Below are 24,286 nucleotides of genomic sequence, written 5' to 3' on the forward strand. Positions count from 1 at the left end.
AAGCGCTCAGTATGGCAGCGCCCCAGCGCGGTTCGAAACGAACCGCTAGAATGGCCGCATGTCTGTTTTGCCCACGCCTCTGGCCAACCAACTGCTGATTGCGCTTCCGGCGCTGTCCGACCCCACCTTTTCGCGCAGCGTCGCGCTGATCTGTCAGCACGACGAGAACGGCGCCATGGGTGTGCTGGTCAACCGCCCGTCCGAGTACACCCTGGGCGAAGTGCTGTCGCAGATGGGGATCGACACCAGCGACGAGCGCCTGCGCGAGCAACCGGTGCTCAGCGGCGGGCCGGTGCACCCCGAACGCGGTTTCGTCATTCACGACGACGCGCGCGCGTGGGATTCCAGCCTGGAAGTGGGCCAGGGCGTCTACCTGACCACCTCGCGCGACATCCTCGAGGCCATGGCGGCCGGCGACGGCCCGCGCAATGCGCTGGTGGCGCTGGGATGTGCGGGCTGGGGCGCCGGGCAGCTGGAATTCGAGCTCGGCGAAAACAGCTGGCTCACCGCGCCCTCGGACGCCAACGTGCTGTTCGATACCGCGCTGGAAGACCGCTGGCAGACCGCCGCCGGCCGCATCGGCGTGGATCTGTTCCGGCTCACGGATTACTCCGGGCATGCCTGAGGCGGGCGCGATCCGCCCCGACGCGACGGTGCTGGGTTTCGACGTGGGGTCGCGCCGGATCGGCGTGGCCGTGGGAACCGCGCTTGGCGCGGGTGCCCGCGCCGTGGCTGTGATCAACGTGCATGCCAACGGCCCCGATTGGGTGGCGCTGGATCGTGTGCACAAGGAATGGCGCCCCGCCGGCCTGGTGGTCGGCGACCCGCTCACCCTGGACGACAAGGACCAGCCCGCACGCAAGCGCGCGCACGCCTTCGCACGCGAACTGCGCGAGCGCTATGCGCTGCCGGTGGTGCTGATCGATGAGCGCTCCAGCTCGGTTGAGGCTGCGCAGCGCTTTGCGCGCGAGCGCGCCGATGGGCGCAAGCGCCGCCGCGATGCCGACGCGCTGGACGCGATGGCCGCGGCGGTGATCGTCGAGCGCTGGTTGTCTGCGCCCGAGCAAGCCACTCTTCTTCCCTGATTCTCCCGACCTGCGATGACCACCATGCAACTCGATTCGGACGGACGCCTGCGCCACCTGCTCACCCTGGAAGGACTGCCGCGCGCCACCTTGCTGCAGCTGCTCGATCGCGCCGGCCAGATCCGCGATGCGGCGGTGGGGCGCGTGGGCAAGCGCAGCGTGCTCGCGGGCACCGCGGTGTGCACGCTGTTCTTCGAACCCTCCACGCGCACCCGCAGTTCGTTCCACCTGGCCGCGCAGCGGCTGGGCGCAGACGTGCTCAATTTCGACGCGTCCACCTCGTCCACCCGCAAGGGCGAAACTGCACGCGATACCTTGAAGAATCTCGAGGCGATGGGCGTGCGCGGCTTCGTGGTGCGTCATCCCGAAGATGGCGCGGTGGAGCGACTGGCCGAAGCCGCCGGCGAGGGCACCGCCCTGATCAATGCCGGTGATGGGCGCAGTGCGCATCCCACCCAGGGCCTGCTGGACATGCTCACCCTGCGTCAGGTCAAGGGCACGGATTTCTCCAAGCTCAAGGTGGTGATCGTCGGTGACGTGAAGCACTCGCGTGTGGCGCGCTCGGACCTGCACGCCTTGCGCACGCTGGGTGCCGGCGAGATCCGCGTGTGCGGCCCGGCCAGCCTGCTGCCCGACGACGACATGCTGGACGGCTGCGTGGTCGGCGAGGACTTCGACGCAATGCTGGAAGGCGTCGATGCGCTGATGATGCTGCGCCTGCAGCGCGAGCGCATGGAAGAAGGCCTGGTGCCATCGCTGGAGCAGTACCACGCCGACTACGGCCTGACCCGCGAGCGCCTGGCACGCGCGGGACGCGACGCGGCAGTGCTGCATCCGGGCCCGATCAATCGCGGCGTGGAGATCACCGACGAGGTGGCCGATGGCGCGCAGTCCTGCGTGCTGCGCCAGGTGGCCAACGGCGTGGCCGTACGCATGGCGGTCCTGGAAACCCTGCTGGGCTGATGGCCCGCATGCGCTGCTGCAATTGCGTGACAGCGCGATTGTAGTGAATGCAAAAGGACAGCCTTATCACGGGCGTCGCGACAATCATCGCGACGCCCGTTTTGTTTCGTACTTGGCCGCGTCCGCGCCAAGCAAACCCGCAGCATGGCCAGTCCCTACATCCGAACAACCCCCATTCGTCCAGCGTGACAACGCCCCCGCAACGCCGCACGCTCTTACGATTCCCGATTCCCGATTCCCGATTCCCGATTCCCGATTCCCAATTCCCAATTCCACCTCTCAACGCCATAACACCCGCTCGCCTAAGGTAACGGTCCCTTTCAATCGCAGGAGACCGCAATGGGCATTTCGCGTCACGCCACCGCACACTGGGAAGGCGACCTCAAGACCGGCAAGGGCCAGCTCAGCACCCCGCAGAGTGGGCTGATGGACAACACCCGGTATGCCTTCAGCAGCCGCTTCGGCGACGAAAAGGGCACCAACCCCGAAGAGTTGATTGCCGCCGCGCATGCCGGCTGCTTCACCATGGCGCTGTCCGCGCAGTTGACCGAAGCCGGCTTTCCACCGACCTCGCTGGACACCCGCGCCGATGTCGATCTGTCGATGGAAGGCGGCCCGCAGCTGTCGCAGATCCGGTTGAAGCTCAAGGCTGTGGTGCCGGGCATCGATGAAGCCAAGTTCCGCGAGCTGGCCGACACCGCCAAGAAGAATTGCCCGGTGTCCAAGGCGCTGAGCGCTGTGCCGATCAGCCTGGAAACCGAGTTTTCCAGCTGACCGCGGCGCTGGCTGCGTGCATCGGCGCAAGGCGTCGATGTGCGCAGCTGGCGGCTTGCTGAATAGGGCTTTGCGCGGGCCGTTCGGTTCAGGGCGGTTTCACTGCAGCAAGCCGAGGATCGGCAGCGTGTCCTCCCTGTGAAGCTGCCGCAATGAAAACTCTTCTGCTTGGTGCGCTGGTGATGGGTCTGGCTGTTGCGGGCAACGCGACGGCGCAGCGGTACGACAATGGCTACCGCGACAATGGCCGCGGCGGCTACGAGGATGGGCGCTACGAATACGCCCGCGTGGTACGCGTGGATCCGATCATCGTCTCGGACGCGTACACCGAGCGCACCAGCGAGCGCTGCTACAACCGCCCGTCCGACGGGTACTACACCAGCAACGACGGCTACTACCGCAACGACGGTGGTTATGGCGGGGCCAATCCTTCTAACCGCGGTGTTGCCAGCGTGATCGGCGGGATCGCCGGTGCAGTGCTGGGCAGCCAGGTCGGTGGCGGCAATGGGCGCCTGGTCGGCACTGCGGTCGGCACCATGGCCGGCGTTGCCGCGGGGCGCTCGATCTACGAAGCCAATCACCGCTCTTACCAGGGCAATGTCAGCGTCTGCGAGCCGGTGTCCTACCGCCGTGAGCGCGACCGTGTCGACGGCTATGACGTGACCTACGAATACGGTGGCCGGATGTACCACACCCGTAGCGACTACAACCCCGGTGACCGTATCCGGGTGCGCGTGGATGTGCGCCCCGACTGAGTGTCGATGGTGGGCGCTGCATCCGGAGTGCGGATGCAGCGGTGGCTGCATGGCACGCGCGGGTAGTGCAGATGTTTTTTGGAGTGGTGTCTAGAACAACATCAGGCCGTGTAGGAGCGCGCTTGCGCGCGATGAGGCCTTCCCGGTAACGCCCTCGCGCGCAAGCGCGCTCCTACGATGTGGTGGTTGCTGGTCCTGGGGTTTCGAATAGACAAAACGCTGCGGGAGACCGCAGCGTTTTTTTATCTCGCGCGCGGTGCGCGCCGGACGCGAAGGCTTCAGCGTCAGAGCTGCCGCACTATCCGGCCCTGGCGTTGCTTAGGTTCGATGTTCCAATGACCGATCACGGTCAGCTATCCCGTCTCCCGTGCCGGTGATGGGCAAGGGAAGTCCAATCACTCCCAATCCAGCGTGCCGCGAATCACCGTCTGCACCTGTCCACCCGACCAGACCTCGCCGTTGGCCTCGATGCGCAGCTCGAGCAGCGCGTCGAAGCCGATTTCGCGGCCCTGGCTGACCACGTAGCGGCCGTCGGTGCCGGGCAAGGCATCCTTGCTATCCAGCCAGGCCGCAAGCACGGCGTTGGCGGCGCCAGAGGCCGCGTCTTCGAAACGGCGGCCATTGCCGACGAAGGCGCGCACCGCCAGGTCGTAAGCGCCGGTTGCCGCTGCACGCGCGTAGGCGAACACGCCCATGCTGCCGGTGGATTCGGCCGATGCCGCAATCGCGTTCCAGTCCGGGTCCAGGCTGCGCAAGGCGGCTTCGCTGGCCAGTTCCACCACCCACCAGGTACGCCCGCCGTCCATCAGGGCTGGCGGCAAGGCACCCAGCGGCCAGCCGCGCAGGCTGTCGCTCAGGCGTGGGTCGTCGGCCTGCACCTGTTCGGTGACGCGCGCGCGCGGCGTGCGGATGGCGATGCTGCGGTGGCCGGCGATCTGCTCCACGCGCAGCGGCAATTGCCCGGCGATGCCGTCCTGCACCAGCACGCCGTCGCGCGGCGCGGCCAGGCCGGCGTCGAGCACTGCATGTGCGGTGCCAACACTGGGGTGGCCGGCGAACGGCACCTCTTTTTGCGGCGAAAACATGCGCAGGCGATAACTGCTGGCGGCGTCGGGGGCCGGAAACACGAAGGTGGTTTCCGGCAACTTGGTCCAGCGCGCAATGGCCTGCATCGCGGCATCGTCCAGGCCTTCCGCGTCGAGCACCACCGCCAACGTGTTGCCGCTGCCGGGGCGGGCCGAGAACACATCCAGTTGCAGGAATCGACGCGTGGTCATGGGAGCGGGTCCGCGAGCAGGGCGCGGCAGCTTACCAAGCGATGCGGCCTTCGATCACTTGCTGCGTTGCGCCGCCGATCCATACATCGCCGGCGGCGTCGACTTCCACCTCCACGCGGCCATCGCGGCCGACCTCGCGGCCCTGGCTGGCGACGTAGCGACCCTGCCTGCCCGGCAGCCTGTCCTCGGCCAGCAGGCGCGCGGCGATGCAGGCATTGGCACTGCCGGTGACCGGGTCTTCGGGAATGCCGTCGCCCGGGCAGAATGCACGCACCACCAGATCTTCCGCATCGGTGGCTGCGGCGGCGTAGATGGCCAGCCCGACCGCCCCGCTGGCGGCGGTGAGTGCGGCGATGGCGGCCAGGTCGGGCACGGCCGTCCGCACCGCGGCCTCGTCGGCCAGCTCCAGCAACCACCAGCTGGGCCCGTTGTTCCACAGGGCGGGCGCCTGCGCGCCCATGGCGAACCCTTGGGCCACCTGCGCCAGCGCAGCGGCGTGTTGCGTGCCGGTGTCGCTGCACTGCGCGCGCGGTGCGCGCAGACGCACCAGCACCACGTCGTGACGGTCGAACACATCCACCGGCAGCACGCCGGCGGCGCATTGCTGGTACAGCCGGTTGTCCTGGCGGTATCCCACCAGGCCGTGCGTCCTGGCGACCCAGGCAGCGCCCACGCTGGGGTGCCCGGCAAACGGCAGCTCCGCGCGCGGGGTGAAAATGCGGATGTGGTAATCCGCGCCCGGCGCGCTGACCGGCAGGAAAAACACCGTCTCCGACAGGTTCAGCCAGGCGGCAATCTGCTGCATCTGTTGCGCTGACAGTGCGCCGGCATCGACGACCACGCCCAGCGGGTTGCCAGCGCCAGGGCGGTTGGAGAAAACATCCAGTTGCAGGTAGCGAAATGTGCGCATCAGGGCGGCCGTTACAGTGAAAGGACAGTGCGCGCAGACAGCGATGGTTGCAGGCGCGCGGGGTGCATGGGCGCGATGGTGCCTGGCAGCGCAGCTGTGACGCGAGGAGGGGTCATGGCTGGGATATTGGCAGTAGAATCGGAGGTTCCGCCCGGCGTACCGGGCAACTCCCCCCATCCTAAACGCCCACATCTAATGTCAGCTTCCCTTTCTACCGATCGTTGGATCGTCCTCAAGTTCGGCGGCACCTCGGTGTCGCGTCGTCATCGCTGGGACACGATTGGAAAACTGGCGAGCAAACGGGCGAACGAAACCGGCGGCCGCGTGCTGGTGGTGGTGTCTGCGCTGTCGGGCGTCACCAATGAGCTCACTGCCATCGCCGATGGTGCTGCCGACAGCGCGCAGCGTGTGGCGGCACTGGAACTGCGGCATCGCGAATTCCTTGCCGAGCTCGAGCTCGATGCCGACGCAGTGCTGGGTGCGCGGCTTGCCGCGTTGCACGCGTTGGTGGGCGATGCACGCGCTGCCAGCCGCACGCTCGACTGGCAGGCCGAGGTGCTGGGGCAGGGCGAATTGCTGTCTTCCACCATCGGTGCGGCCTATCTGCATGCCAATGGCCTGGACATGGGCTGGCTGGATGCGCGGGAGTGGTTGTCGGCATTGCCGCCGCAGCCCAACCAGAGCGAGTGGTCCAAGCGCCTGTCGGTGTCGTGCCAGTGGCAATCCGATGCCGCATGGCGGGCGCGTTTCGATGCGCAGCCCACGCGGCTGCTGATCACGCAGGGCTTTATCTCGCGGCACGCCGATGGCGGCACCGCGATCCTGGGCCGTGGCGGCTCGGACACCTCGGCGGCGTATTTCGGTGCATTGCTCGGCGCCAGCCGCGTGGAAATCTGGACCGACGTGCCCGGCATGTTCAGCGCCAACCCGAAGGAAGTACCGGACGCGCGTCTGCTGACCCGCCTGGACTATTACGAAGCGCAGGAAATCGCCACCACCGGCGCCAAGGTGCTGCATCCGCGCTCGATCAAGCCCTGCCGTGACTCCGGCGTGCCGATGGCGATCCTGGATACCGAACGCCCGGATCTGCCAGGCACCAGCATCGATGGCAGCGCCGAACCAGTACTCGGCGTCAAGGCGATCAGCCGCCGCAACGGCATCGTGCTGGTGTCGATGGAAGGCATCGGCATGTGGCAGCAAGTCGGCTTCCTGGCCGACGTGTTCACGCTGTTCAAGAAGCATGGCTTGTCGGTGGATCTGATCGGCTCGGCCGAAACCAACGTCACCGTGTCGCTGGACCCGTCCGAAAACCTGGTCAACACCGATGTGCTGGCGGCGTTGTCGGCAGACCTGTCGCAGATCTGCAAGGTCAAGATCATCGTGCCGTGCGCGGCGATCACGCTGGTCGGGCGCGGCATGCGCTCGCTGCTGCACAAGCTGTCCGACGTGTGGGCCACGTTCGGGCAGGAGCGCGTGCACATGATTTCGCAGTCGTCCAACGACTTGAACCTGACCTTCGTCATCGACGAATCCGATGCCGACGGCCTATTGCCGATTTTGCATACGGAATTGATCGATAGTGGCGCCATGCCGGTCAGCGAAGGCGAGGTGTTCGGCCCACGCTGGCGCGAAATCATCGGTTCGGTGCGGCCGCGGCCCACGCCGTGGTGGCATGCCGAGCGCGCGCATCTGCTGACGCTGTCCAAGGCCGGCACGCCGCGTTACGTGTATCACCTGCCCACGGTGCGCGCGCGTGCGCAGGCGCTGGCGCAGATTGCTGCAGTGGACCAGCGCTATTACGCGATCAAGGCCAATTCGCATCCGGCCATCCTGATGGCGCTGGAACAGGCTGGATTCGGCCTGGAATGCGTCTCGCATGGCGAATTGCGCCGCGTGTTCGACACGTTGCCGGAGCTGTCGCCGCGCCGCGTGTTGTTCACGCCGAGTTTCGCGCCGCGTAGCGAATACGAGGCCGCGTTTGCGCTGGGCGTGACCGTCACCGTGGACAACGTCGAAGCGCTCAAGCGCTGGCCGGAGTTGTTCCGCGGCCGCAACGTGTGGCTGCGCATCGACCTGGGCCACGGCGATGGCCACCACGAGAAGGTCAACACCGGTGGCAAGGCGTCCAAGTTCGGGCTGTCGTCGACGCGCGTGGATGAGTTCGTCGAGTTGGCACGCACGCTGGAAGTCACCATCACCGGCGTGCATGCGCATCTGGGCAGCGGCGTGGAGACCGGCGAACACTGGCGGATGATGTACGACGAACTGGCCGGCTTCGCGCGCCGCATCGGCACCGTGGAGACCATCGACATCGGCGGTGGGCTGCCGATTCCCTACAGCGCCGAAGACGAGCCGTTCGACCTGGAGCTGTGGGCCAAGGGGCTAGCCGAGGTCAAGGCCGTGCATCCGGGCTTCCGCCTGGCGATCGAGCCTGGCCGTTATCTGGTGGCCGAGGCCGGCGTGTTGCTGGCCCAGGCGACCCAGGTGATCGAAAAGGACGGCATCCATCGCGTTGGCCTTGATGCCGGCATGAACAGCCTGATCCGCCCGGCGTTGTACGACGCCTGGCACGACATCGAAAACCTCAGCCAGCTCGGTGCGCCTGCCGATGGCAGCTTCGATGTGGTGGGGCCGATCTGCGAATCCTCCGATGTGTTCGGCAAGCGTCGCCGCCTGCCTGCGGCCACCGCACCGGGCGATGTGATGCTGATCGCCGATGCCGGCGCGTATGGGTATTCCATGGCCAGCACCTACAACCAGCGGGAGTTGCCGCGCGAAGAGGTGATCGATGCGGCCACTGGCTGAGTTCATCGCGCTGAGCACGCTGGCCGGTGGTGTGTCGATGGTGGTGTCCACCGCCATCGACATGGCCGGCCAGGCGATGCCGTGGACCGATAGCCTGAAGTGGGCGCTGCCCGCGCTGGTCGCTGCCGGTGTGGGTGCATGGGGTGCGGCGCGCTGGCAGCGTTGGCGCCAGCATCGCGCGCCGGCGCAGCATGCCGGCGGCATGGCGTTGCGCACGCTGGTATTGAACGCACTCAGCTATCCGCCGCTGTTGTTGTTGTATCTGGTGGTCGCGTTGGCGGTCACTGGCAGCGCAGAAGTCATTGGCTCGGAGGCACTGCTGCTGGTGTTCCTCATTGGTTGCCTGCCACTGCTGTGGGCCGCTGTGCCGTTTTCCATCATCGAATATTTCCTGTGCCGGCGTTATCTGCGTCGCGCACGTGTGCCTGCAGGGTGTGTATGAGCGCTTTCGACAAACATCAGGTGTCCACGTTCCGCTTTGTCCGCTGCGCGCTGGATGCGCAGACCGGCGTGGCGACGCTGGTGTATGCCTTCGACCAGGGGCCGGAACTGGTGGAGACCGTGGCGGTGCCCGGTGCCCCGTTCGTGCTGGACGCCACGCGTGCGGCGGCCGTGCAACAGGCCTTGCGCCTGCTGCACCTGATCGCCGGTGTCAGCTACTACAAGGCGGCGGTGCCGCCGACTATCCAGATCGACGACTACGCCATCGATGCGAAGACCGCCGCACTGGTGGAAAGCGTTTATCTGCACGGCCTGGGCGAATTCGCCTACCGCAATGGCTTGAACCTGCACGGCAAGATCCACTTCCCGGTGACGGCGCCGGCGGCTGAGCAGGCACCGGCCGCAGGGCTGCGCGAGCATGCGCTGGTGGCCATCGGCGGCGGCAAGGATTCGCTGGTCAGTATTGAAGCGCTGCGGCAGGCCGGGGTGGATCAGACCGTCAGCTGGATCGGCGGTTCGCAATTGATCCGCGCCTGCGCCGAGCGGACCGGGCTACCGGTGCTCAACATCGGCCGCGTGCTGGCGCCGGAGTTGTTCGAGCTCAATCGTCAGGGTGCCTGGAACGGGCACATCCCGGTGACGGCGGTGAATTCGGCCATCCTGGTGTTGTCGGCGCTGCTCACCGGCGTGGACCAGGTGGTGTTTTCCAACGAGCGTTCGGCCAGCTACGGCAGCCAGATTCCTGGCACCGGCGAGGTCAATCACCAGTGGTCCAAGGGTTGGGCGTTCGAGAAAGCCTTTGGTGAGTACGTGCAGCAGCATGTTGCCGCCGACCTGCGTTATTACTCGCTGCTGCGGCCGCTCTCCGAGCTCGCGGTGGCACGCCAGTTCGCCAAGACCGATCATTACGACGCGCATTTTTCCAGCTGCAACCGCAATTTCCACATCATGGGCGAGCGGCCGGTGCATCGCTGGTGCGGGGTGTGCCCCAAATGCCATTTCGTGTTTCTCGCGTTGGCACCGTTCATGCCGAAGACGCGCCTGGTCAAGATCTTCGGGCGCAACCTGCTCGACGATGCCGCCCAGGCCGGCGGCTACGATGCGTTGCTCGAATTCCAGGACCACAAGCCGTTCGAATGCGTGGGCGAGGGGCGAGAGTCGCGTGCCGCGATGGCGGTGCTGGCCACCCGTGCGGAATGGAAGGAAGACGCACTGGTGAAGCGGTTTATCCGCGAGATCCAACCGCAGCTGGAGCAGGACGCACTGCAGTTGGAGCCCTTGATGGCCATCGATGGCGAGCACCGCGTTCCTTCGGCGCTGTGGGAGCGCGTGCGTGCGAATTTCGCAGCTTGAGGGCAAGGCGGTTGCGTTGTGGGGATGGGCGCGCGAAGGGCGCGCCGCCTATCGCGCGCTGCGCCAACAGCTGCCTACGCAGCCGCTGACGGTCTTTTGTAATGCCGAAGAGGCACGCGACGTTGCCGCATTGGCAGACCCCGCGTTGCAGGTGCAGACCGAAGCGAGCGCACAGGCGCTGGCCGCGTTCGAGGTCGTGATCAAGTCACCGGGCATCAGCCCGTACCGTGAAGAAGCACGCGCCGCCGCCGCGCAGGGCACGCGCTTCATCGGCGGTACCGCGCTGTGGTTTGCCGAACACGCGCAGCCGGACGGCTACGTGCCGGGCGCGATCTGCGTGACCGGCACCAAGGGCAAGAGCACCACCACCGCGCTGCTGGCGCATCTGTTGCGCGCCGGCGGCCATCGCGCCGCGCTGGTCGGCAATATCGGCCAGCCGTTGCTGGAAGTGCTCTCCCCACAGCCGCCGCCTGCGTACTGGGCGATCGAGCTGTCCAGCTACCAGACCGGTGAGGTGGGGCGCAGTGGCGCACGTCCGGAGTTGGCGCTGGTGCTGAACCTGTTTCCCGAGCATCTGGACTGGCACGGCAGCGAAGCGGCGTATGTGCGCGACAAGCTGGCGCTGGTGACTGGCGGCCGCCCGCGCATCGCGCTGCTCAATGCCGCAGACCCGCATCTGGCGCAGCTGCAGCTGCCTGAGAGCGAGGTGCGCTGGTTCAATCATCCCGACGGCTGGCACCTGCGTGGCGATGTGGTTTATCGCGGCCAGCAGGCGATTTTCGATACCGCCAACGTGCCGCTGCCGGGGGAACACAACCGGCGCAACCTGTGCGCCGTGCTGGCGGCAGTGGAGGCCCTGGGCCTGGATGCGGCGGCATTGGCGACGGCGGCACTGACCTTTCGTCCGTTGCCCAACCGGCTGCAGTGGCTCGGCAGTGTGGACGGCATCGCATACGTCAACGATTCCATCAGCACCACACCGCATGCCTCGCTGGCAGCCTTGGCCTGCTTCGCACAGCAGCGCGTGGCGTTGCTGGTGGGTGGGCACGACCGTGGGCTGGACTGGCAGGACTTCGCCGCGCACATGGCGCAGCAGGCGCCGTTGGAAATCGTCACCATGGGCGCCAACGGCCCGCGCATCCATGCGTTGCTGGCACCACTGGCGCAGAGCGCTGGCTTTGGCCTGCATGCCGCCGATGACCTGGCGCATGCGATGCAGCTGGCACGCAGCGCACTCGGTGCACAGGGTGGGGTGGTGCTGCTGTCGCCCGGCGCGCCCAGCTTTGGCGTGTACAGCGATTACGTGGCGCGTGGCCGCCACTTTGCGCAGCTTGCGGGGTTCGATCCTGCGGCGATCAGTGCGATTCCCGGCCTGGGTGTGCAGTAGTTCCAAGCTGTCGATTGCGTTACGCGCAGCGGGTTGCAAGCCTGTGCTCTGTTTTGTCGTAATGGATGGCGGCCGGCCACGCGCCGCGCGCCGTCACCATCCAGGCACCACGCAAACGCCTAGACTCGCTGCACATCCCCGGGAGCATGTGCATGCAGACGCAATCGAAATGGAAACGCGCCGGTCTGGCCGGCCTGCTGGCGTTGATGGCCGGTCCGGCCATGGCGGCGATGCAGGCCAAGCCGCTGGAATGGACCATCGGCAAGGACAGCTTCAGCGGCGTGCTGGTGTACGACGATGCCGGCCCTGCCAAGCGCCCGGGCCTGGTGATGGTGCCCAACTGGCGCGGGGTCAACGACTCGGCGGTGACCAAGGCCAAGCAGCTGGCCGGCGACGACTACGTGGTGCTGGTGGCGGACGTCTACGGCAAGGGCATCCGGCCCAAGAACGACACCGAAGCAGGGGCGCAGGCCAAGACGCTGCGCGATGACCGGCCCACGCTGCAGGCGCGTGCCCTCAAGGCGGTGGATGTGCTCAAGGCGCAGGCCGGCAGCGCACCGCTGGATGCAGCACGCATCGGTGCGGTGGGTTTCTGTTTCGGCGGCACCACGGTGCTGGAACTGGTGCGCGCGGGCGCGCAGCTGGCCGGCGTGGTCAGCCTGCATGGCGGTATTTCCACACCCGCGCCGGCGGCCGCCAACTCCGCGAAGACGCCGGTGCTGGTGCTCAACGGCGCCGATGACAAGAGCGTGACCCAGGCCGACATCGCCGCGTTCGAAACCGAAATGAACGGCGCTGGCGCGGACTGGCAGTTTGTGAACTTCAGCGGAGCGGTGCATTGCTTCGCCGAAGCCGATGCCAACAGCCCGCCGGGCTGCCTGTACAACGCGCGTGCGGCCAAGCGTGCGTTCGGCATGCTGCACGGCTTCTTCGACGAACGTTTCGGTAAGTGAGGCGCGCGCTGGCGTGCGGCATGTCCTGCGCGCCAGCGTTTCCACGTGGCCGGCTGCAGCGGCCGTGTTTCAGCGCGTCACTGTCGAAAGACAGTGGCGCGTGTCGTTTGGCTGATCGTTGTCAGCTGTTGTGGCCTGCAGGACGGCCCTGCAGGGCGGTGCCGGACTGACAACCACAAGCGCTTTGCAGGGCACTTGCTCGGTGGCGGCGCCGGACACTCGCCCAGCGCCGCGTGCTGCGATCAGTGCGTCCGTTCCACCGCATAACGCGCCAGGCCGCGTAATGCGGCCACTGCCGGGCTCGGCGGCAAGCCGTCCAGGGCCTGTTCGGCGGCGGCGGCGTATTCGGCAGCGCGCTGGCGGCTGTAATCGAGCCCGCCGGTCGCGCGGATGGCCGACAAGACCTCCGGCATCGCCTCGGCATCGCCTTGTTCGACGATCTGCCGCAGGCGCTGCTGGGTGGCGGCATCGGAATGCGCAATGGCGTGGATCAGCGGCAGGGTGGCCTTGCCCTCGGCCAGGTCGTCGCCCAGGTTCTTGCCCAGGTCGGTGGCATCGGCGGCGTAGTCGAGCACGTCGTCGGCGATCTGGAACGCAAAGCCCAGCTGCATGCCGTAGTCGTACAGGCGCTGCTGCACGTCGGCATTCGCGCCCGAGGCCAGTGCGCCCAGGCGCGTGCCTGCGGCAAACAGCACCGCGGTCTTGCGCTCGATCACGCGCAGGTACGCGGCTTCATCGGTGTCGGGGTTGTGTACATGCAAGAGCTGCAGCACTTCGCCTTCGGCGATGCGGTTGGTGGTGTCGGCCAGAATCTGCATCACTTCCATGCGGTCCAGTTCGACCATCAGCTGGAAGCTGCGCGAATACAGGAAATCGCCTACCAGCACGCTGGGCGCGTTGCCCCACAGGGCATTGGCGGTGCTGCGGCCGCGGCGCAGGTCGGATTCGTCCACCACGTCGTCGTGCAGCAGCGTGGAGGTGTGGATGAACTCGATGATCGCCGCAAGCTGGTGGTGTTCGGGGCCGGAGCCGCCCGCGGCGTGGCCGGCCAGCATCACCAGCATCGGGCGCAGGCGTTTGCCGCCGGCGGAGATGATGTGATCGGCAATCTGGTTGATCAGCACGACGTCCGACGCCAGACGGCGGCGGATCAAGGCATCGACCGCCGCCATGTCGGGCGCGGCGAGGGACTGGATCTGGGGCAGGCCCAGTACGGTGGGGAGGTCTTGGGCGATGGTCATGCGCAGGCAAATCGAGATGTCGGCCGATTATAGGTGCCCGGGCCAGATCCGTCCCGCCGCGCCTGTTCCAGCCCTTGCGCGGTGGCCCCGGAACCAGCTGTGGCGGGCATTTCGCGGCTGCGGGTGCGCAGGATCCCGACCCCGCCACGCGCGGTTGTCCGGCCTGCCGGCAAGGGAATGCGTCAGGTGCGGTGGCAGGCAGGTGCGGTAACATTGGCCCCCAGAACAGACATTCATCGCCTCGCGCCCCACGGCGCCGGCGCACCATCTCGGAAGCACCTATGGCCCGCGGCATCAACAAAGTCATCCTCGTCGGCAACCTCGGCAACGATCCCGACACCAAGTACACCCAGGCCGGCATGGCGATCACCCGCGTGAGCCTGGCCACCACCAGCATGCGCAAGGACCGCGAAGGCAATAACCAGGAGCGCACCGAGTGGCATCGCGTGGTGTTTTTTGGAAAATTGGGCGAGATCGCCGGTGAGTACCTGCGCAAGGGCTCGCAGGTGTATGTCGAAGGCGAACTGCGCTACGACAAGTACACCGGTCAGGACGGCGTGGAAAAGTACAGCACCGACATCGTCGCCAACGAGATGCAGATGTTGGGCGGCCGTGGTGAAGGCGGCGGCGGTGGCGGCATGGGCGGCGATCGCCCGCAGCGCGCGCAGGCCCCGCGTCAGCAGCAGGGCGGCGGTGGTGGCGGGCAAGGTGGTTACGGTGGTGGCGGCGGCCAGGACTATGCTCCGCGTCGTCAGCAGCCGGCCCAGCAGCAGTCGGCGCCGCCGATGGATGATTTTGCGGACGACGATATCCCGTTCTGATCCCGGCGATCGTTGCTTGCACACTCGAAAGGCCCGCTTGCGCGGGCCTTTTCGTTGGCGGAACGGCGTGGCGAGCACGCGGCAGAGTGACTTCTGCGCGAGCCTTCGCCATTGCGTCGTCAATACTTGCCGATGCAATTCAGTGCAGTGCAGTGCAGCGCCGATGCAGTGCAGTGATCGCAGCGTCCCTCAGCCGCGCTCGCCGCATAACACCGACTGCAGGAACGCGATGACCTGCGGCTGTCGCTGCATCCGGCTCAGCTGCGCGGCGGTCCAGCCGCCGAGTTCGTCGATGGGGTCGTGATGGAACCAGCGGCTGGCTTCGTGCGCGGGTACGAGCAGGCCGGCCAGCTGAAGGATGGCGGTGTCGGGGCAGGGCGGTGGCGCGAGGTTCGCTGGCATCGGGTGGCATCTGGCGTCCAGGGGGCGGCACTGACCGTGGCAGGCCGATGTCGGTGACATGTCGTGTGCGCGCAGCGGCGGCGTTGTCTGCCACGACGACATTTGGCCGACATCGCTGCGGCACGCTGCCGCCGCACCGCTGCGATAGGCGCCCATCCGGTTGGCCACGACAGCGCGGCACTCCTTCCCCTCGAGACGCCCGCCCATGACTTGCTCCCGCCTTGCGTTCGCTGCGCTGTTCGCACTGCCCGCCATTGCCGTCGCCCAGACCACCCCGCAGACCGACCCATCGTTGTCCGAGCAAGGCCCGTATCGCTGGGGCATCGGCGTGGGCGTGGTAGCGTCGGACAGCCCGTTTGCCGGCGAGGGAACGCGCACCAATCCGATCCCGCTGATCCTGTTCGAAGGTGAGCGCTTCTTCTTACGCGGCATCACCGGCGGCGCGCATCTGGTGCAGGGCGAGAGCTTCGGCCTGGACGCTATCGTGGCGCTGCGCCTGGACGGCGTGGCTGCGGACGATCTGGGCGTGGCCGAACTGGCCCGCAATGGCATCGACCGTGCCCTGCTGGACGACCGCGACGACAGCCTGGACATGGGCCTGGTCGGTGCGTGGCGTGGTGCCGCCGGCGAACTGGAACTCACTGCCAAGGCCGATGTCACCGGCACCAGCGAAGGCTATGAACTGACCGCCCGTTACGGCTACGCCTTCGCTGTCGGCCGTGGCCAACTCACACCAAGCATCAGTGTCAGTCACCTGTCCAAGGACATGGCCAACTATTACTACGGCACGCTCGATGCCGAGGTCGCGCGCGGCGTCGTGGACTACAAGCCGGGCGCGGCGACCGTGCCGACAGTGGGGCTGACCTATATGCGGCCGATCGGCAAACGCTGGCAGTTCCTGACCCGGCTGCAGTACAGCGTGTTGCCCGATGCGCTGAGTGACAGCCCGCTGCTCGCGCCGGATAGCGACGGAGTCGGCTCGGTGTTGATCGGGTTCTCGCGGGGCTTCTGATGGGCCGCACTCAAGTGATGCCCGGCGCCGCCCGCCGCGCGGCCAGGACGGTCCGCACATGATCGCCGCCACGCTGCTGTGTGTGATCGCCAGCTGGATTGCGGCGATGACCTACGTCTACCGCTTCCGCGGCCAGGCGCGCTACGCCAGCCTGCGCCAGTACCTGCGCAAGAGTTGGCCGGTGTTCGCGCTGCCGAACGTCATCCTGTATGCCTTCACCCGCACGGCGGCGCGCGGGCCGTTCGTGCCGCTGGAGCTATATCGCAAGCTTCCGGCCTTGGCGCAGCACTGGGAGTGCATCCGCGACGAAGCGATGGCCCTGCTGGGAGATGGCAGCTTCGACGAGGTGCGGCGCGACGGCTCACCGGCCGCGTTCTATGTGGGCTTCCGCACCTTCTACAAATACGGGTGGAGTCGCTACTACCTGCGCTGGTATGGCGCGCCGCATGCCTCCGCACGTGCCAGCTGCCCGCGCACGCTGGACCTGTTGGCCGGCTACCCGGAGATCCGTGCGGCGATGTTTGCCCTGTTGCCGCCGCGTTCGGTGCTCACGCCGCATGCGGACCCGTTGGGCTGCTCGCTGCGCTATCACCTGGGCCTGGCCACGCCCAACGCGGCGCAGTGCTTCATCAACGTGGACGGACGCAACCGTGCCTGGCAGGACGGGGATGCGTTCGTGTTCGACGAGACCTATCTGCACTTCGTGCGTAACGATACCGATGCGCCGCGGCTGATCCTGATGTGCGATGTGGAGCGGCCAATGCGCTGGCCGGGGCGGTGGTTCAACCTGGTCTATACGCAGCTGGCACGTGCGGCGCGAACGCCCAACGATGCGCGCGACCGGCGCGGCCCGGTGAGCGCGTTGTATGCGGCTGTCGCACCGCTAATGGCCTACGGAAGGCGCCTGCGCGCGCAGCACCGCCCGCTGTATGCGTTGCTCAAGTGGACGATCAATCTGAGTCTGCTGGGCGCCATGCTTGCACTGCTTGCTGCCGGGGTTGGTGTGCTGCGATGGCTGCTGCATGGCTGAGCGCAGGCACCATTGGGCGGTGCGCTGGTGGTGCGGCCTGCGGGCATCGGCCCAGGCCATGGACCGCGCGCTGCGTATGATGTTTCCATTCCCGAGAATTGCCATGTCGATGACGCATCCGGTCGCCCAGGCGCAGGTTCTGCAGGTCCTCATCATCGAGGACAACCGCGCCCTGGCAGCCAATATCTTCGATTACCTGGAAGCCTGCGGCCACCGCCCGGATGCGGCGCCGGACGGGCAGTCGGGCTTGAACCTGGCGATCAGCAACCGCTACGACGCGATCATCCTGGACTGGATGTTGCCGCGCATGGACGGCATGAGCGTGCTGCGCAGGTTGCGCGAAGAACACGCCTGCCGCACGCCGATCATCATGCTCACCGCCAAGGACCAGCTGGAAGGCAAGCTGCTGGGTTTCGAGAACGGTGCCGACGACTACCTGGTCAAGCCGGTGGCGTTGCCGGAACTTGAAATCCGCCTGCGCGTGATGGTGAGCCGTGCCCGCGCCAGCGCGGCTGCGGGCAACGTGCTGCAGGTGCATGACCTGCGCTACGACCTGGACCGCCTGGCGGTGTCGCGCGGCACCCGCGCGGTAGTGCTGTCCGGTACCTTGCGCACGGTGCTGGAACTGCTGATGCGGGAATCACCGCGTGTGGTGCGGCGTGACCGGTTGGAGCAACTGATCTGGGGCGATGCGGTGCCCGAAGGCGACCTGTTGCGCTCGCATATGCATGTGCTGCGGCGCGCGTTGGATCACGACGGCGAGCACAAGCTGCTGCAGACCGTCACCGGCATCGGTTATCGGCTGGGCGGGCCAGCCGAATGAGTCGAGACGGCCGCCTGCGCAGCCTGCAGTGGTTGATCAGCGCCAGCCTGCTGATGTCGTGCGCGGTGCTGGCGTTGGGGTTGTCGGTGCAGGGCTTTTTGAGCCAGGAACTGATCGAAGATCCGATCTGGCGGCAGCTGCTCACCGCAAGTACGCAGAACGTCACGCGCGTGCCGCCCGAGCGCCTGCAGCAGGCCTTGCCCAGCACTGGACCGGTGAAAGGCTGGCTGCTGCGCGACGGTGCGCCGTTGCCGGCGAGCATGCCGCCCTTCTTCGCCGAGCTGGCACCCGGTTACTACGGCGAAGGCCAGCTGGACACGCAGGGCGACCCCTCTACCGCGGCAAAATTCCTGTCCATCATTCGGCCGCACTGGGGGCCGTTCGCCAACGACGCCGATGGCACGCGACTCGATCGCAGCTATTCGGCGCTGGTCACCGCGCTACCGCAAGGGCGGCTGATCATGAGCATCGACATCACCGCGCTGGAGGACAAGCAAAATGGCAGTGTGCAGCTCAGCGTGCTGTTCTTTATCTGCAACCTGGCGATGATCGGGCTGGTGATCTGGTGGCTGTTCCTGGGCTTTGCGCGGCCGGTGCAGGATCTCGCCAGGCGCATGCGCCGGCTGGATCCGTTGCAGCCGGCGCAGCGGCTGCCCACCGACTACGGCAAGAGCGAACTCAACACCATCGCGCGCGAGGCCAACGCGCATCTGGAACGCGTGGAGCGCGCGATCGAACGCGAACGCAGTCTGCTGGATCAGGCCAGTCACGAGTTCCGCACGCCCTTGGCAGTGATTTCCGGCGCAGCCGATGTGCTGCACAAGCAGCAGCTGCCGGAGCGGGCGCAGGGACCGTTGCACCGAATCGACGAGGCAGTGGACAACCTCACCCGCATCATGGAAGCGCTGCTCTACCTCTCGCGCGAATCCACCCCGGCCGAGCGGCAGCAGGTGACCATCCTGCACGCGCTACTGCCCGAACTGGTGCAGGACCACCTGTATCTGCTTTCGGAAAAACCGGTGGAGGTGGTGGTTACCGCGCTGGAGCCACTCACGCTGCACGCACCGGAATCGATGGTGCGCATTGCGGTGGGCAACCTGCTGCGCAACGCGGCCGATCACACCTATGTTGGGCAGATCGAGGTGAGCCTGCACGCGCACCGGTTGAGCATCCGCGACTCCGGCGACGGCTTTGATACCGCGCTGGCGGCGCAACGCTATACCGCGTCATTGAAGCAATCGGTCAAGCAAGGCGGTGGCGCGGGACTGGGGCTGTTCCTCACCCGGCGCATCTGCGAACGCTTCGGTTGGCGCCTGCATCTGGAATCCTCTGCGGCGCAGGGCACGCTTGCGGTGATCGACTTCCAGCCGTAGTCGCCGCGATTTGCCAACGCTGACAGCGAAGGGCAGTCATAGCGATCTCTCTGGCGATTTTCAAACAGCCCTGGCCAACATCACGCCACCCGCGCGCAAACGACGACCACCCCAAACAACGTGGCAGCTCAGGCAGACGTCCGGTCCCGGCCGCCCTGTTTGGCCCGATACAACGCTCCATCGGCGTCGCGCACGATCGCATCGGGTGTCAGCGGTGTTTCGCCCGGTTCAAAGGTGGCAGCGCCAACGCTGACGGTCACATGTGCACTGGTCGGGCTGGTCAGATGCATCAACCCCAGTTCCGCCACCGCCGTGCGAATGGCATCGGCCAGGCGCAGCGCGCCGGCGACGTCGGTGTGCGGCAGGATCATGCCGAATTCCTCGCCGCCGTAGCGCGCGGCGATGTCGTCGCTGCGCCGGGCACAGCCGGCAATCGCGCCCGCGATCAGGCGCAGGCAGGCATCGCCGTTGACGTGCCCGTAGGTGTCGTTGTAGAGCTTGAAGTGGTCGACATCGATCATTAGCACCGACAGCGGCGCCTGCGTGTGTACGGCATCCTGCAAGGCCTCAGACAGGCGGTGGTCGAAGGCGCGCCGGTTGGCGATGCCGGTCAAGGCGTCCACCCAGACCTCCGAGCTGAGCCGCGCTTCATTGCGATGCATGCGGCGCAGCTGCAGGTCCAGCCAGATGCCCACCGCCAGCAGCAGTACGAAGCCGAGCACGGCAATGATGATGCGTTGGCGTGCGGATGCGCGCCAATTGGCCAGCGCATCGTCCACTGCCACGCCAGTGAGCACCGTGAGTGGGTAGGGCCGGGCCGGCACAAAACTGGAGATGCGTTGCACCCCATCCAGCGGCGAGCGGTAGGTGAGCGTGCCGCGGCGCTCGTTGCGCATGGTCACGTACAGCGACGTGCCCGCGATCGAGCTGGCGGTCTGGTCGTCGCGCTCCGGCCGCCGCACGATCACCACGCCATCGTCGTTGAACAGGCCGATGGTGCCGTGATCCCCAACCTGGAAGCGGCTGTAGTAGTCCTGGAAATACTTCAGCCGCAGCGTCACCAGCGCCACGCCATCGAACTCGCCGCTCGGCGTCGAGAGGCGGCGGCTCAATGTGATCACCCAGCGCCCGTCCGAGCGGCTCTCCACCGGCGGCCCGACGAACACCAGAGCGTCGCGATGGTCGCGGTGGTACTTGAAATACGCGCGGTCGGCATTGTTGTGTGTGCGCGGCAGGCTGCCCAGCGACGAGTTCACCCAGTGGCCATCGGCGGCGTAGATAAAAATGCCATGCAGGCGCTCCGAGCGGCGGGCCTCACTGACCAGAAACGCATGCATCGCCGCATGTTCGTTTGGCGAGCCGCGGTCCTGTTGCAGGCGTGCAACCAGCCCCGACAACACCGCATCGGCGATGGTCATGGTGTCGCTGGCGTGCTGCGCCAGAGAATCGGCCAGGTTCAATGACTGCGTCTGCGCGGCTTGCAAGGCGCTGACGCGCTCCTCATGGATCGACCAGTATTCGGAACCGAGCAGAAGTATCCACGATGCGGTCAACACGAAATGCAGCGCGATGCGCTGTGCACGTTGCCGCCACTGCTTGCTTGTCGACACCACTGTGTTTCCTTGTCCAGGACGCAGAGCCGATGCAACCGCCATGCCAGCGTACGTGGTGGCGCCCGATGCCGGCGAGGCAGGCCGCGCGTGCAATCCGGATCTGTGACTGACCGCTCGGCCCATCGCGGCCGCGGCGCCTGATGTCGCGGTGGAGCCCGCTTGCCTGCTGACGTTGGCGATGTATTGCGTCACGCAGGTCCGCTGCAATTGTTCACGGCGTGGCAAGTGCACACAGCAGACGCGACCGCATGCGCGTAACGGTGCGCGTGGTATCCCGGGCGGCCCATCAGTATGAGGAGACCACGATGCGTGGCATTCGTTTGCAGCAACCAGCAGGCCTGGCGTCACTCACCTCCGTCGCGTTGCCCGATCCCGGCCAGCCCGCAGCAGGCCAGATCCGCGTGCGGCTGCATGCCAGTTCGCTGAATTTTCATGACCTGGGCATTGTCAGCGGACAGATGCCGACCGCCGATGGCCGCATCCCGATGTCCGACGGTGCTGGCGTGGTAGAGGCGGTGGGCGAGGCGGTCAGTGATTTCGCCGTGGGCGACCACGTGGTGTCTACGTTCTTCCCGCAGTGGCTGGACGGTGAGCCGTTGCATGCCGGCTTTGCCACCACGCCTGGCGACGGGGTAGACGGCTATGCACGCTCGGCCGTGGTCGCGGCTGCGCAGGCTTTCACGCATGCGCCGCGCGGCTATAGCCATGCCGAAGCTGCCACCTTGACCACCGCCGGCGTCACGGCGTGGCGCGCCCTGGTGGTCAATGGCCAGATCAAGGCCGGCGACACCGTGCTGGTGCTCGGCACCGGCGGCGTGTCGATCTTTGCGCTGCAATTCGCCAAGGCGATGGGCGCCACGGTGATCGTCACCTCGTCGTCGGACCAGAAGCTGGAGACGGCGCGCACGCTCGGTGCCGACCACTGCATCAACTATCGCCAGCACAGCGAATGGGCAGCGCAGGTGCTGGAGATCACCAACGGGCGCGGTGTGGACCACGTGGTGGAAGTCGGCGGCCCGGGCACGCTGGCGCAGTCCATCAAGGCAGCGCGCGTGGGTGGGCACATCGCCTTGATCGGTGTGCTCACCGGCGCCGCGGGCCCGGTGCCCACCGCCGAGATGATGGGACGCCAGCAACGGCTGCAAGGCTTGGTGGTGGGTAGCCGCCGGCATCAGCAGGAGTTGGTGCGGGCACTGGACGGCTTGCCGTTGCGGCCGGTGATCGATCGCTCGTTTGCGCTGGAGGACATCGCCGAGGCGTTTGCGTTGCAACACGCCGGTGGTCACCTGGGCAAGATCGTGCTGGAATTCTGAGCCTGGCGCGGCGCGCGCGGGCAGGGTCCAACACCTGCCTGCGGCGCGTCAATGCCAATGCACTGCTGATGTATGGCGTGGCGGCAGAGGGTGTCAGCGATCTCGACAGAGGTGGCGATGCGGCACGCTCGGCGCATCACTGAGTGAAGGGGTCGTCTAATTCGGGCGCGGCAGTGATGAGTGTGTTTCATAGACGCATGCGGCTACAGCAGCTAATGCCGGCAGAACCGCGCCTTAGAATCGGGACAACCCACTGCATTGCCGCCATCGCACACAGCCGCGCTCACGCGCTTGTGACCGGCAGCGCTGCACATTATTTAAGAACTGTATAAGCCAGCATTGTTGGAGATGCCAGCCATGAGAGATATCAAGATGACCCGACGCGAGGTGTTGATCGCTGGCACGGCGTCTGCCGCCAGCGTCGCTGCCAGTCAGTCCATGGCTGCAGGCGCCGCCAACGCGCTGTCGCAGCGCCAGGCCGCCGAACCCGCCAACGCATCCAGCGAGGTGGCCTTTGAAGTCAACGGCAAGCCGGTGACGCTGACGCTGGACAACCGCACCACCTTGCTGGATGCGCTGCGCGAGCATCTGCATCTGACCGGCACCAAGAAGGGCTGCGACCACGGCCAATGCGGTGCCTGCACCGTCATCGTCGACGGGCAGCGCATGAATTCCTGCCTGTCGCTGGCCGTGATGCATCAGGGCGCCAAGGTCACCACCATCGAAGGGCTCGGTACGCCCGACAAGCTGCATCCGATGCAGGCGGCCTTCGTCAAACATGATGGCTACCAGTGCGGCTATTGCACACCGGGGCAGATCTGCTCGGCGGTGGCGGTGCTGGATGAGGTCAAGCGCGGCATCCCCAGCCACGTCACCGACGATCTCACTGCCAAGACGCGGCTCACCACGGTGGAGTTGCAGGAGCGCATGAGCGGCAACATCTGCCGCTGCGGTGCGTACTCCAACATCGTCGAGGCGATCACCGAAGTTGCCGGAGACCGCGCATGAAGGCTTTCAGTTACGAGCGCGCTACCTCCCCGGCAGATGCCGCAGCCAAGGCCGCGCGTCAGCCCGGCGCCAAGTTCATCGCCGGCGGCACCAACCTGCTGGATCTGATGAAACTGCAGATCGAGACCCCCTCGCATCTGATCGATGTCAACGGCCTCACGCTGGACACCATTGACGCGACGCCCGAGGGCGGCCTGCGTATCGGCGCGCTGGTACGCAATACCGATCTGGCCGCGGATACACGTGTGCGCCGCGATTACGCAGTGCTCTCACGCGCATTGCTGGCCGGCGCGTCCGGGCAGCTGCGCAACCGCGCCACCACTGCGGGCAATTTGCTGCAGCGCACGCGCTGCCCGTATTTCTATGACACCAACCAGCCGTGCAACAAGCGGCTGCCGGGCAGTGGCTGCGCGGCAATCGGCGGCTTCAACCGCCAGCTGGCGGTGATCGGCGCCAGCGAAGACTGCATCGCTACCCATCCCAGCGATATGGCGGTGGCCATGCGCGCCCTGGATGCGGTGGTGGAAACCGTGCGGCCAGATGGGCAGACCCGTGCCATCCCGATCGCCGAGTTCTATCGCGCACCGGGCAAGACGCCGCATATCGAAACCGTGCTGGAGCGTGGAGAGCTGATTACGGCGGTGACCCTGCCCAAGCCGGTGGAAGGCGCGCACGTCTACCGCAAGGTACGCGACCGTGCGTCCTACGCCTTCGCATTGATCTCGGTGGCGGCGATCGTGCCACGCAGTGGCAATGCGCAGGTGGCTATTGGCGGCGTAGCGCACAAGCCATGGCGGAACGAGGCCGCCGAAGCACAGACCCGCCAGGGCGGGCGTGCCATCACGGCCATCTTGCTGGAGGGCGCACAGCCCACCCAACACAACGCATTCAAGGTGCCGCTGGTGGAACGCACCTTGAGCGCGATCCTGGCGGACACGAGGGCCTGA

23 protein-coding genes are annotated in these 24,286 nt (G+C 66.6%); 18 read left to right on the forward strand and 5 right to left on the reverse strand.

Features of this window, described 5'->3' with window-relative positions; genetic code table 11:
* Window positions 1–58: 58 nt before the first annotated feature.
* The 5 genes from QRM60_RS12240 to QRM60_RS12260 all read left to right on the forward strand — a co-directional run bounded on the left by QRM60_RS12240 (window position 59) and on the right by QRM60_RS12260 (window position 3,577).
* Window positions 59–625, forward strand: a complete 567-nt coding sequence (locus tag QRM60_RS12240) for a YqgE/AlgH family protein (protein WP_011037878.1) — start codon at window positions 59–61, stop codon at window positions 623–625.
* Window positions 618–1,085, forward strand: a complete 468-nt coding sequence (gene ruvX / locus QRM60_RS12245; protein WP_012437809.1) for a Holliday junction resolvase RuvX — start codon at window positions 618–620, stop codon at window positions 1,083–1,085. The genes QRM60_RS12240 and ruvX overlap by 8 nt, the downstream gene beginning before the upstream one ends.
* Window positions 1,086–1,100: 15 nt before the next feature.
* Window positions 1,101–2,048: an aspartate carbamoyltransferase catalytic subunit gene (locus QRM60_RS12250; protein ID WP_285446284.1), complete on the forward strand. Its 948-nt coding sequence runs from the start codon at window positions 1,101–1,103 to the stop codon at window positions 2,046–2,048.
* A gap of 339 nt (window positions 2,049–2,387) precedes the next feature.
* On the forward strand, window positions 2,388–2,822 hold the full coding sequence (locus QRM60_RS12255) for an OsmC family protein (RefSeq protein WP_014508429.1): 435 nt from the start codon (window positions 2,388–2,390) through the stop codon (window positions 2,820–2,822).
* Window positions 2,823–2,974: 152 nt separating this feature from the next.
* A complete protein-coding gene (locus QRM60_RS12260) occupies window positions 2,975–3,577 on the forward strand; it encodes a glycine zipper 2TM domain-containing protein (protein ID WP_012437811.1) in 603 nt (200 codons plus the stop codon).
* Window positions 3,578–3,972: 395 nt separating this feature from the next.
* Here QRM60_RS12260 and QRM60_RS12265 read toward each other — a convergent pair whose 3' ends face one another.
* Window positions 3,973–4,854, reverse strand: coding sequence for a PhzF family phenazine biosynthesis protein (locus tag QRM60_RS12265; protein ID WP_115556451.1), 882 nt, complete (start codon window positions 4,852–4,854; stop codon window positions 3,973–3,975).
* A gap of 31 nt (window positions 4,855–4,885) precedes the next feature.
* A complete protein-coding gene (locus QRM60_RS12270) occupies window positions 4,886–5,764 on the reverse strand; it encodes a PhzF family phenazine biosynthesis protein (RefSeq protein ID WP_115573309.1) in 879 nt (292 codons plus the stop codon).
* 195 nt (window positions 5,765–5,959) lie between these two features.
* Between QRM60_RS12270 and QRM60_RS12275 the strand changes: the two genes are divergently transcribed.
* From QRM60_RS12275 to QRM60_RS12295, 5 genes are all read left to right on the forward strand, one after another.
* Window positions 5,960–8,569, forward strand: coding sequence for a bifunctional aspartate kinase/diaminopimelate decarboxylase (locus QRM60_RS12275; RefSeq protein WP_115006077.1), 2,610 nt, complete (start codon window positions 5,960–5,962; stop codon window positions 8,567–8,569).
* On the forward strand, window positions 8,553–9,011 hold the full coding sequence (locus tag QRM60_RS12280) for a hypothetical protein (RefSeq protein WP_042598134.1): 459 nt from the start codon (window positions 8,553–8,555) through the stop codon (window positions 9,009–9,011). The genes QRM60_RS12275 and QRM60_RS12280 overlap by 17 nt, the downstream gene beginning before the upstream one ends.
* Entirely contained in the window at window positions 9,008–10,363 is a 1,356-nt protein-coding gene (gene murL / locus QRM60_RS12285; protein ID WP_042598135.1) for a UDP-N-acetyl-alpha-D-muramoyl-L-alanyl-L-glutamate epimerase, read from the forward strand. The genes QRM60_RS12280 and murL overlap by 4 nt, the downstream gene beginning before the upstream one ends.
* Window positions 10,344–11,750 carry a UDP-N-acetylmuramoyl-L-alanine--D-glutamate ligase gene (gene murD / locus QRM60_RS12290; RefSeq protein ID WP_115530806.1) on the forward strand — a complete coding sequence of 469 codons (1,407 nt, stop codon included), beginning with the start codon at window positions 10,344–10,346 and terminating at the stop codon, window positions 11,748–11,750. Before murL ends, murD begins: the two co-directional genes overlap by 20 nt.
* Window positions 11,751–11,902: 152 nt before the next feature.
* Window positions 11,903–12,703 (forward strand): dienelactone hydrolase family protein, encoded by an 801-nt coding sequence (locus tag QRM60_RS12295; RefSeq protein WP_043877734.1) that lies wholly within the window; start codon window positions 11,903–11,905, stop codon window positions 12,701–12,703.
* A 242-nt stretch (window positions 12,704–12,945) separates the two neighbouring features.
* On the opposite strand, the gene QRM60_RS12300 is transcribed toward QRM60_RS12295, so the two are convergent.
* Entirely contained in the window at window positions 12,946–13,944 is a 999-nt protein-coding gene (locus QRM60_RS12300; RefSeq protein ID WP_042598138.1) for a polyprenyl synthetase family protein, read from the reverse strand.
* A 281-nt stretch (window positions 13,945–14,225) separates the two neighbouring features.
* Here QRM60_RS12300 and ssb point away from each other — a divergent pair, with 281 nt between their 5' ends.
* On the forward strand, window positions 14,226–14,765 hold the full coding sequence (gene ssb, locus QRM60_RS12305; RefSeq protein ID WP_285446285.1) for a single-stranded DNA-binding protein: 540 nt from the start codon (window positions 14,226–14,228) through the stop codon (window positions 14,763–14,765).
* A 189-nt stretch (window positions 14,766–14,954) separates the two neighbouring features.
* Here the strand turns inward: ssb and QRM60_RS12310 are convergent, their stop codons facing one another.
* Window positions 14,955–15,374, reverse strand: a complete 420-nt coding sequence (locus QRM60_RS12310; RefSeq protein ID WP_285446286.1) for a hypothetical protein — start codon at window positions 15,372–15,374, stop codon at window positions 14,955–14,957.
* Here QRM60_RS12310 and QRM60_RS12315 point away from each other — a divergent pair.
* The 4 genes from QRM60_RS12315 (at window position 15,373) to QRM60_RS12330 (ending at window position 19,405) form a co-directional block, all read left to right on the forward strand.
* Entirely contained in the window at window positions 15,373–16,179 is an 807-nt protein-coding gene (locus QRM60_RS12315) for a MipA/OmpV family protein (protein ID WP_228431671.1), read from the forward strand. The two genes, QRM60_RS12310 and QRM60_RS12315, sit on opposite strands and share 2 nt — an antisense overlap.
* A 58-nt stretch (window positions 16,180–16,237) precedes the next feature.
* A complete protein-coding gene (locus tag QRM60_RS12320) occupies window positions 16,238–17,209 on the forward strand; it encodes an aspartyl/asparaginyl beta-hydroxylase domain-containing protein (protein ID WP_285446287.1) in 972 nt (323 codons plus the stop codon).
* A gap of 139 nt (window positions 17,210–17,348) precedes the next feature.
* The gene (locus QRM60_RS12325) at window positions 17,349–18,032 is read left to right on the forward strand and encodes a response regulator transcription factor (protein WP_285446294.1); all 684 of its coding nucleotides are present in this window, start codon (window positions 17,349–17,351) and stop codon (window positions 18,030–18,032) included.
* A complete protein-coding gene (locus tag QRM60_RS12330; RefSeq protein WP_115573304.1) occupies window positions 18,029–19,405 on the forward strand; it encodes a HAMP domain-containing sensor histidine kinase in 1,377 nt (458 codons plus the stop codon). The genes QRM60_RS12325 and QRM60_RS12330 overlap by 4 nt, the downstream gene beginning before the upstream one ends.
* Window positions 19,406–19,533: 128 nt before the next feature.
* On the opposite strand, the gene QRM60_RS12335 is transcribed toward QRM60_RS12330, so the two are convergent.
* Window positions 19,534–21,018 carry a sensor domain-containing diguanylate cyclase gene (locus tag QRM60_RS12335; protein ID WP_285446288.1) on the reverse strand — a complete coding sequence of 495 codons (1,485 nt, stop codon included), beginning with the start codon at window positions 21,016–21,018 and terminating at the stop codon, window positions 19,534–19,536.
* 305 nt (window positions 21,019–21,323) lie between these two features.
* Here QRM60_RS12335 and QRM60_RS12340 point away from each other — a divergent pair, with 305 nt between their 5' ends.
* From QRM60_RS12340 to QRM60_RS12350, 3 genes are all read left to right on the forward strand, one after another.
* A complete protein-coding gene (locus QRM60_RS12340; protein WP_285446289.1) occupies window positions 21,324–22,331 on the forward strand; it encodes an NAD(P)-dependent alcohol dehydrogenase in 1,008 nt (335 codons plus the stop codon).
* Between the two features lie 348 nt (window positions 22,332–22,679).
* The gene (gene paoA / locus QRM60_RS12345; protein WP_256328572.1) at window positions 22,680–23,339 is read left to right on the forward strand and encodes an aldehyde dehydrogenase iron-sulfur subunit PaoA; all 660 of its coding nucleotides are present in this window, start codon (window positions 22,680–22,682) and stop codon (window positions 23,337–23,339) included.
* Window positions 23,336–24,286, forward strand: coding sequence for a xanthine dehydrogenase family protein subunit M (locus tag QRM60_RS12350; protein ID WP_285446290.1), 951 nt, complete (start codon window positions 23,336–23,338; stop codon window positions 24,284–24,286). The genes paoA and QRM60_RS12350 overlap by 4 nt, the downstream gene beginning before the upstream one ends.

Origin of the sequence: Xanthomonas sp. fls2-241-TYG-148 (assembly GCF_030208815.1) — a bacterium.
In the GTDB taxonomy this organism is placed as follows: domain Bacteria; phylum Pseudomonadota; class Gammaproteobacteria; order Xanthomonadales; family Xanthomonadaceae; genus Xanthomonas; species Xanthomonas campestris.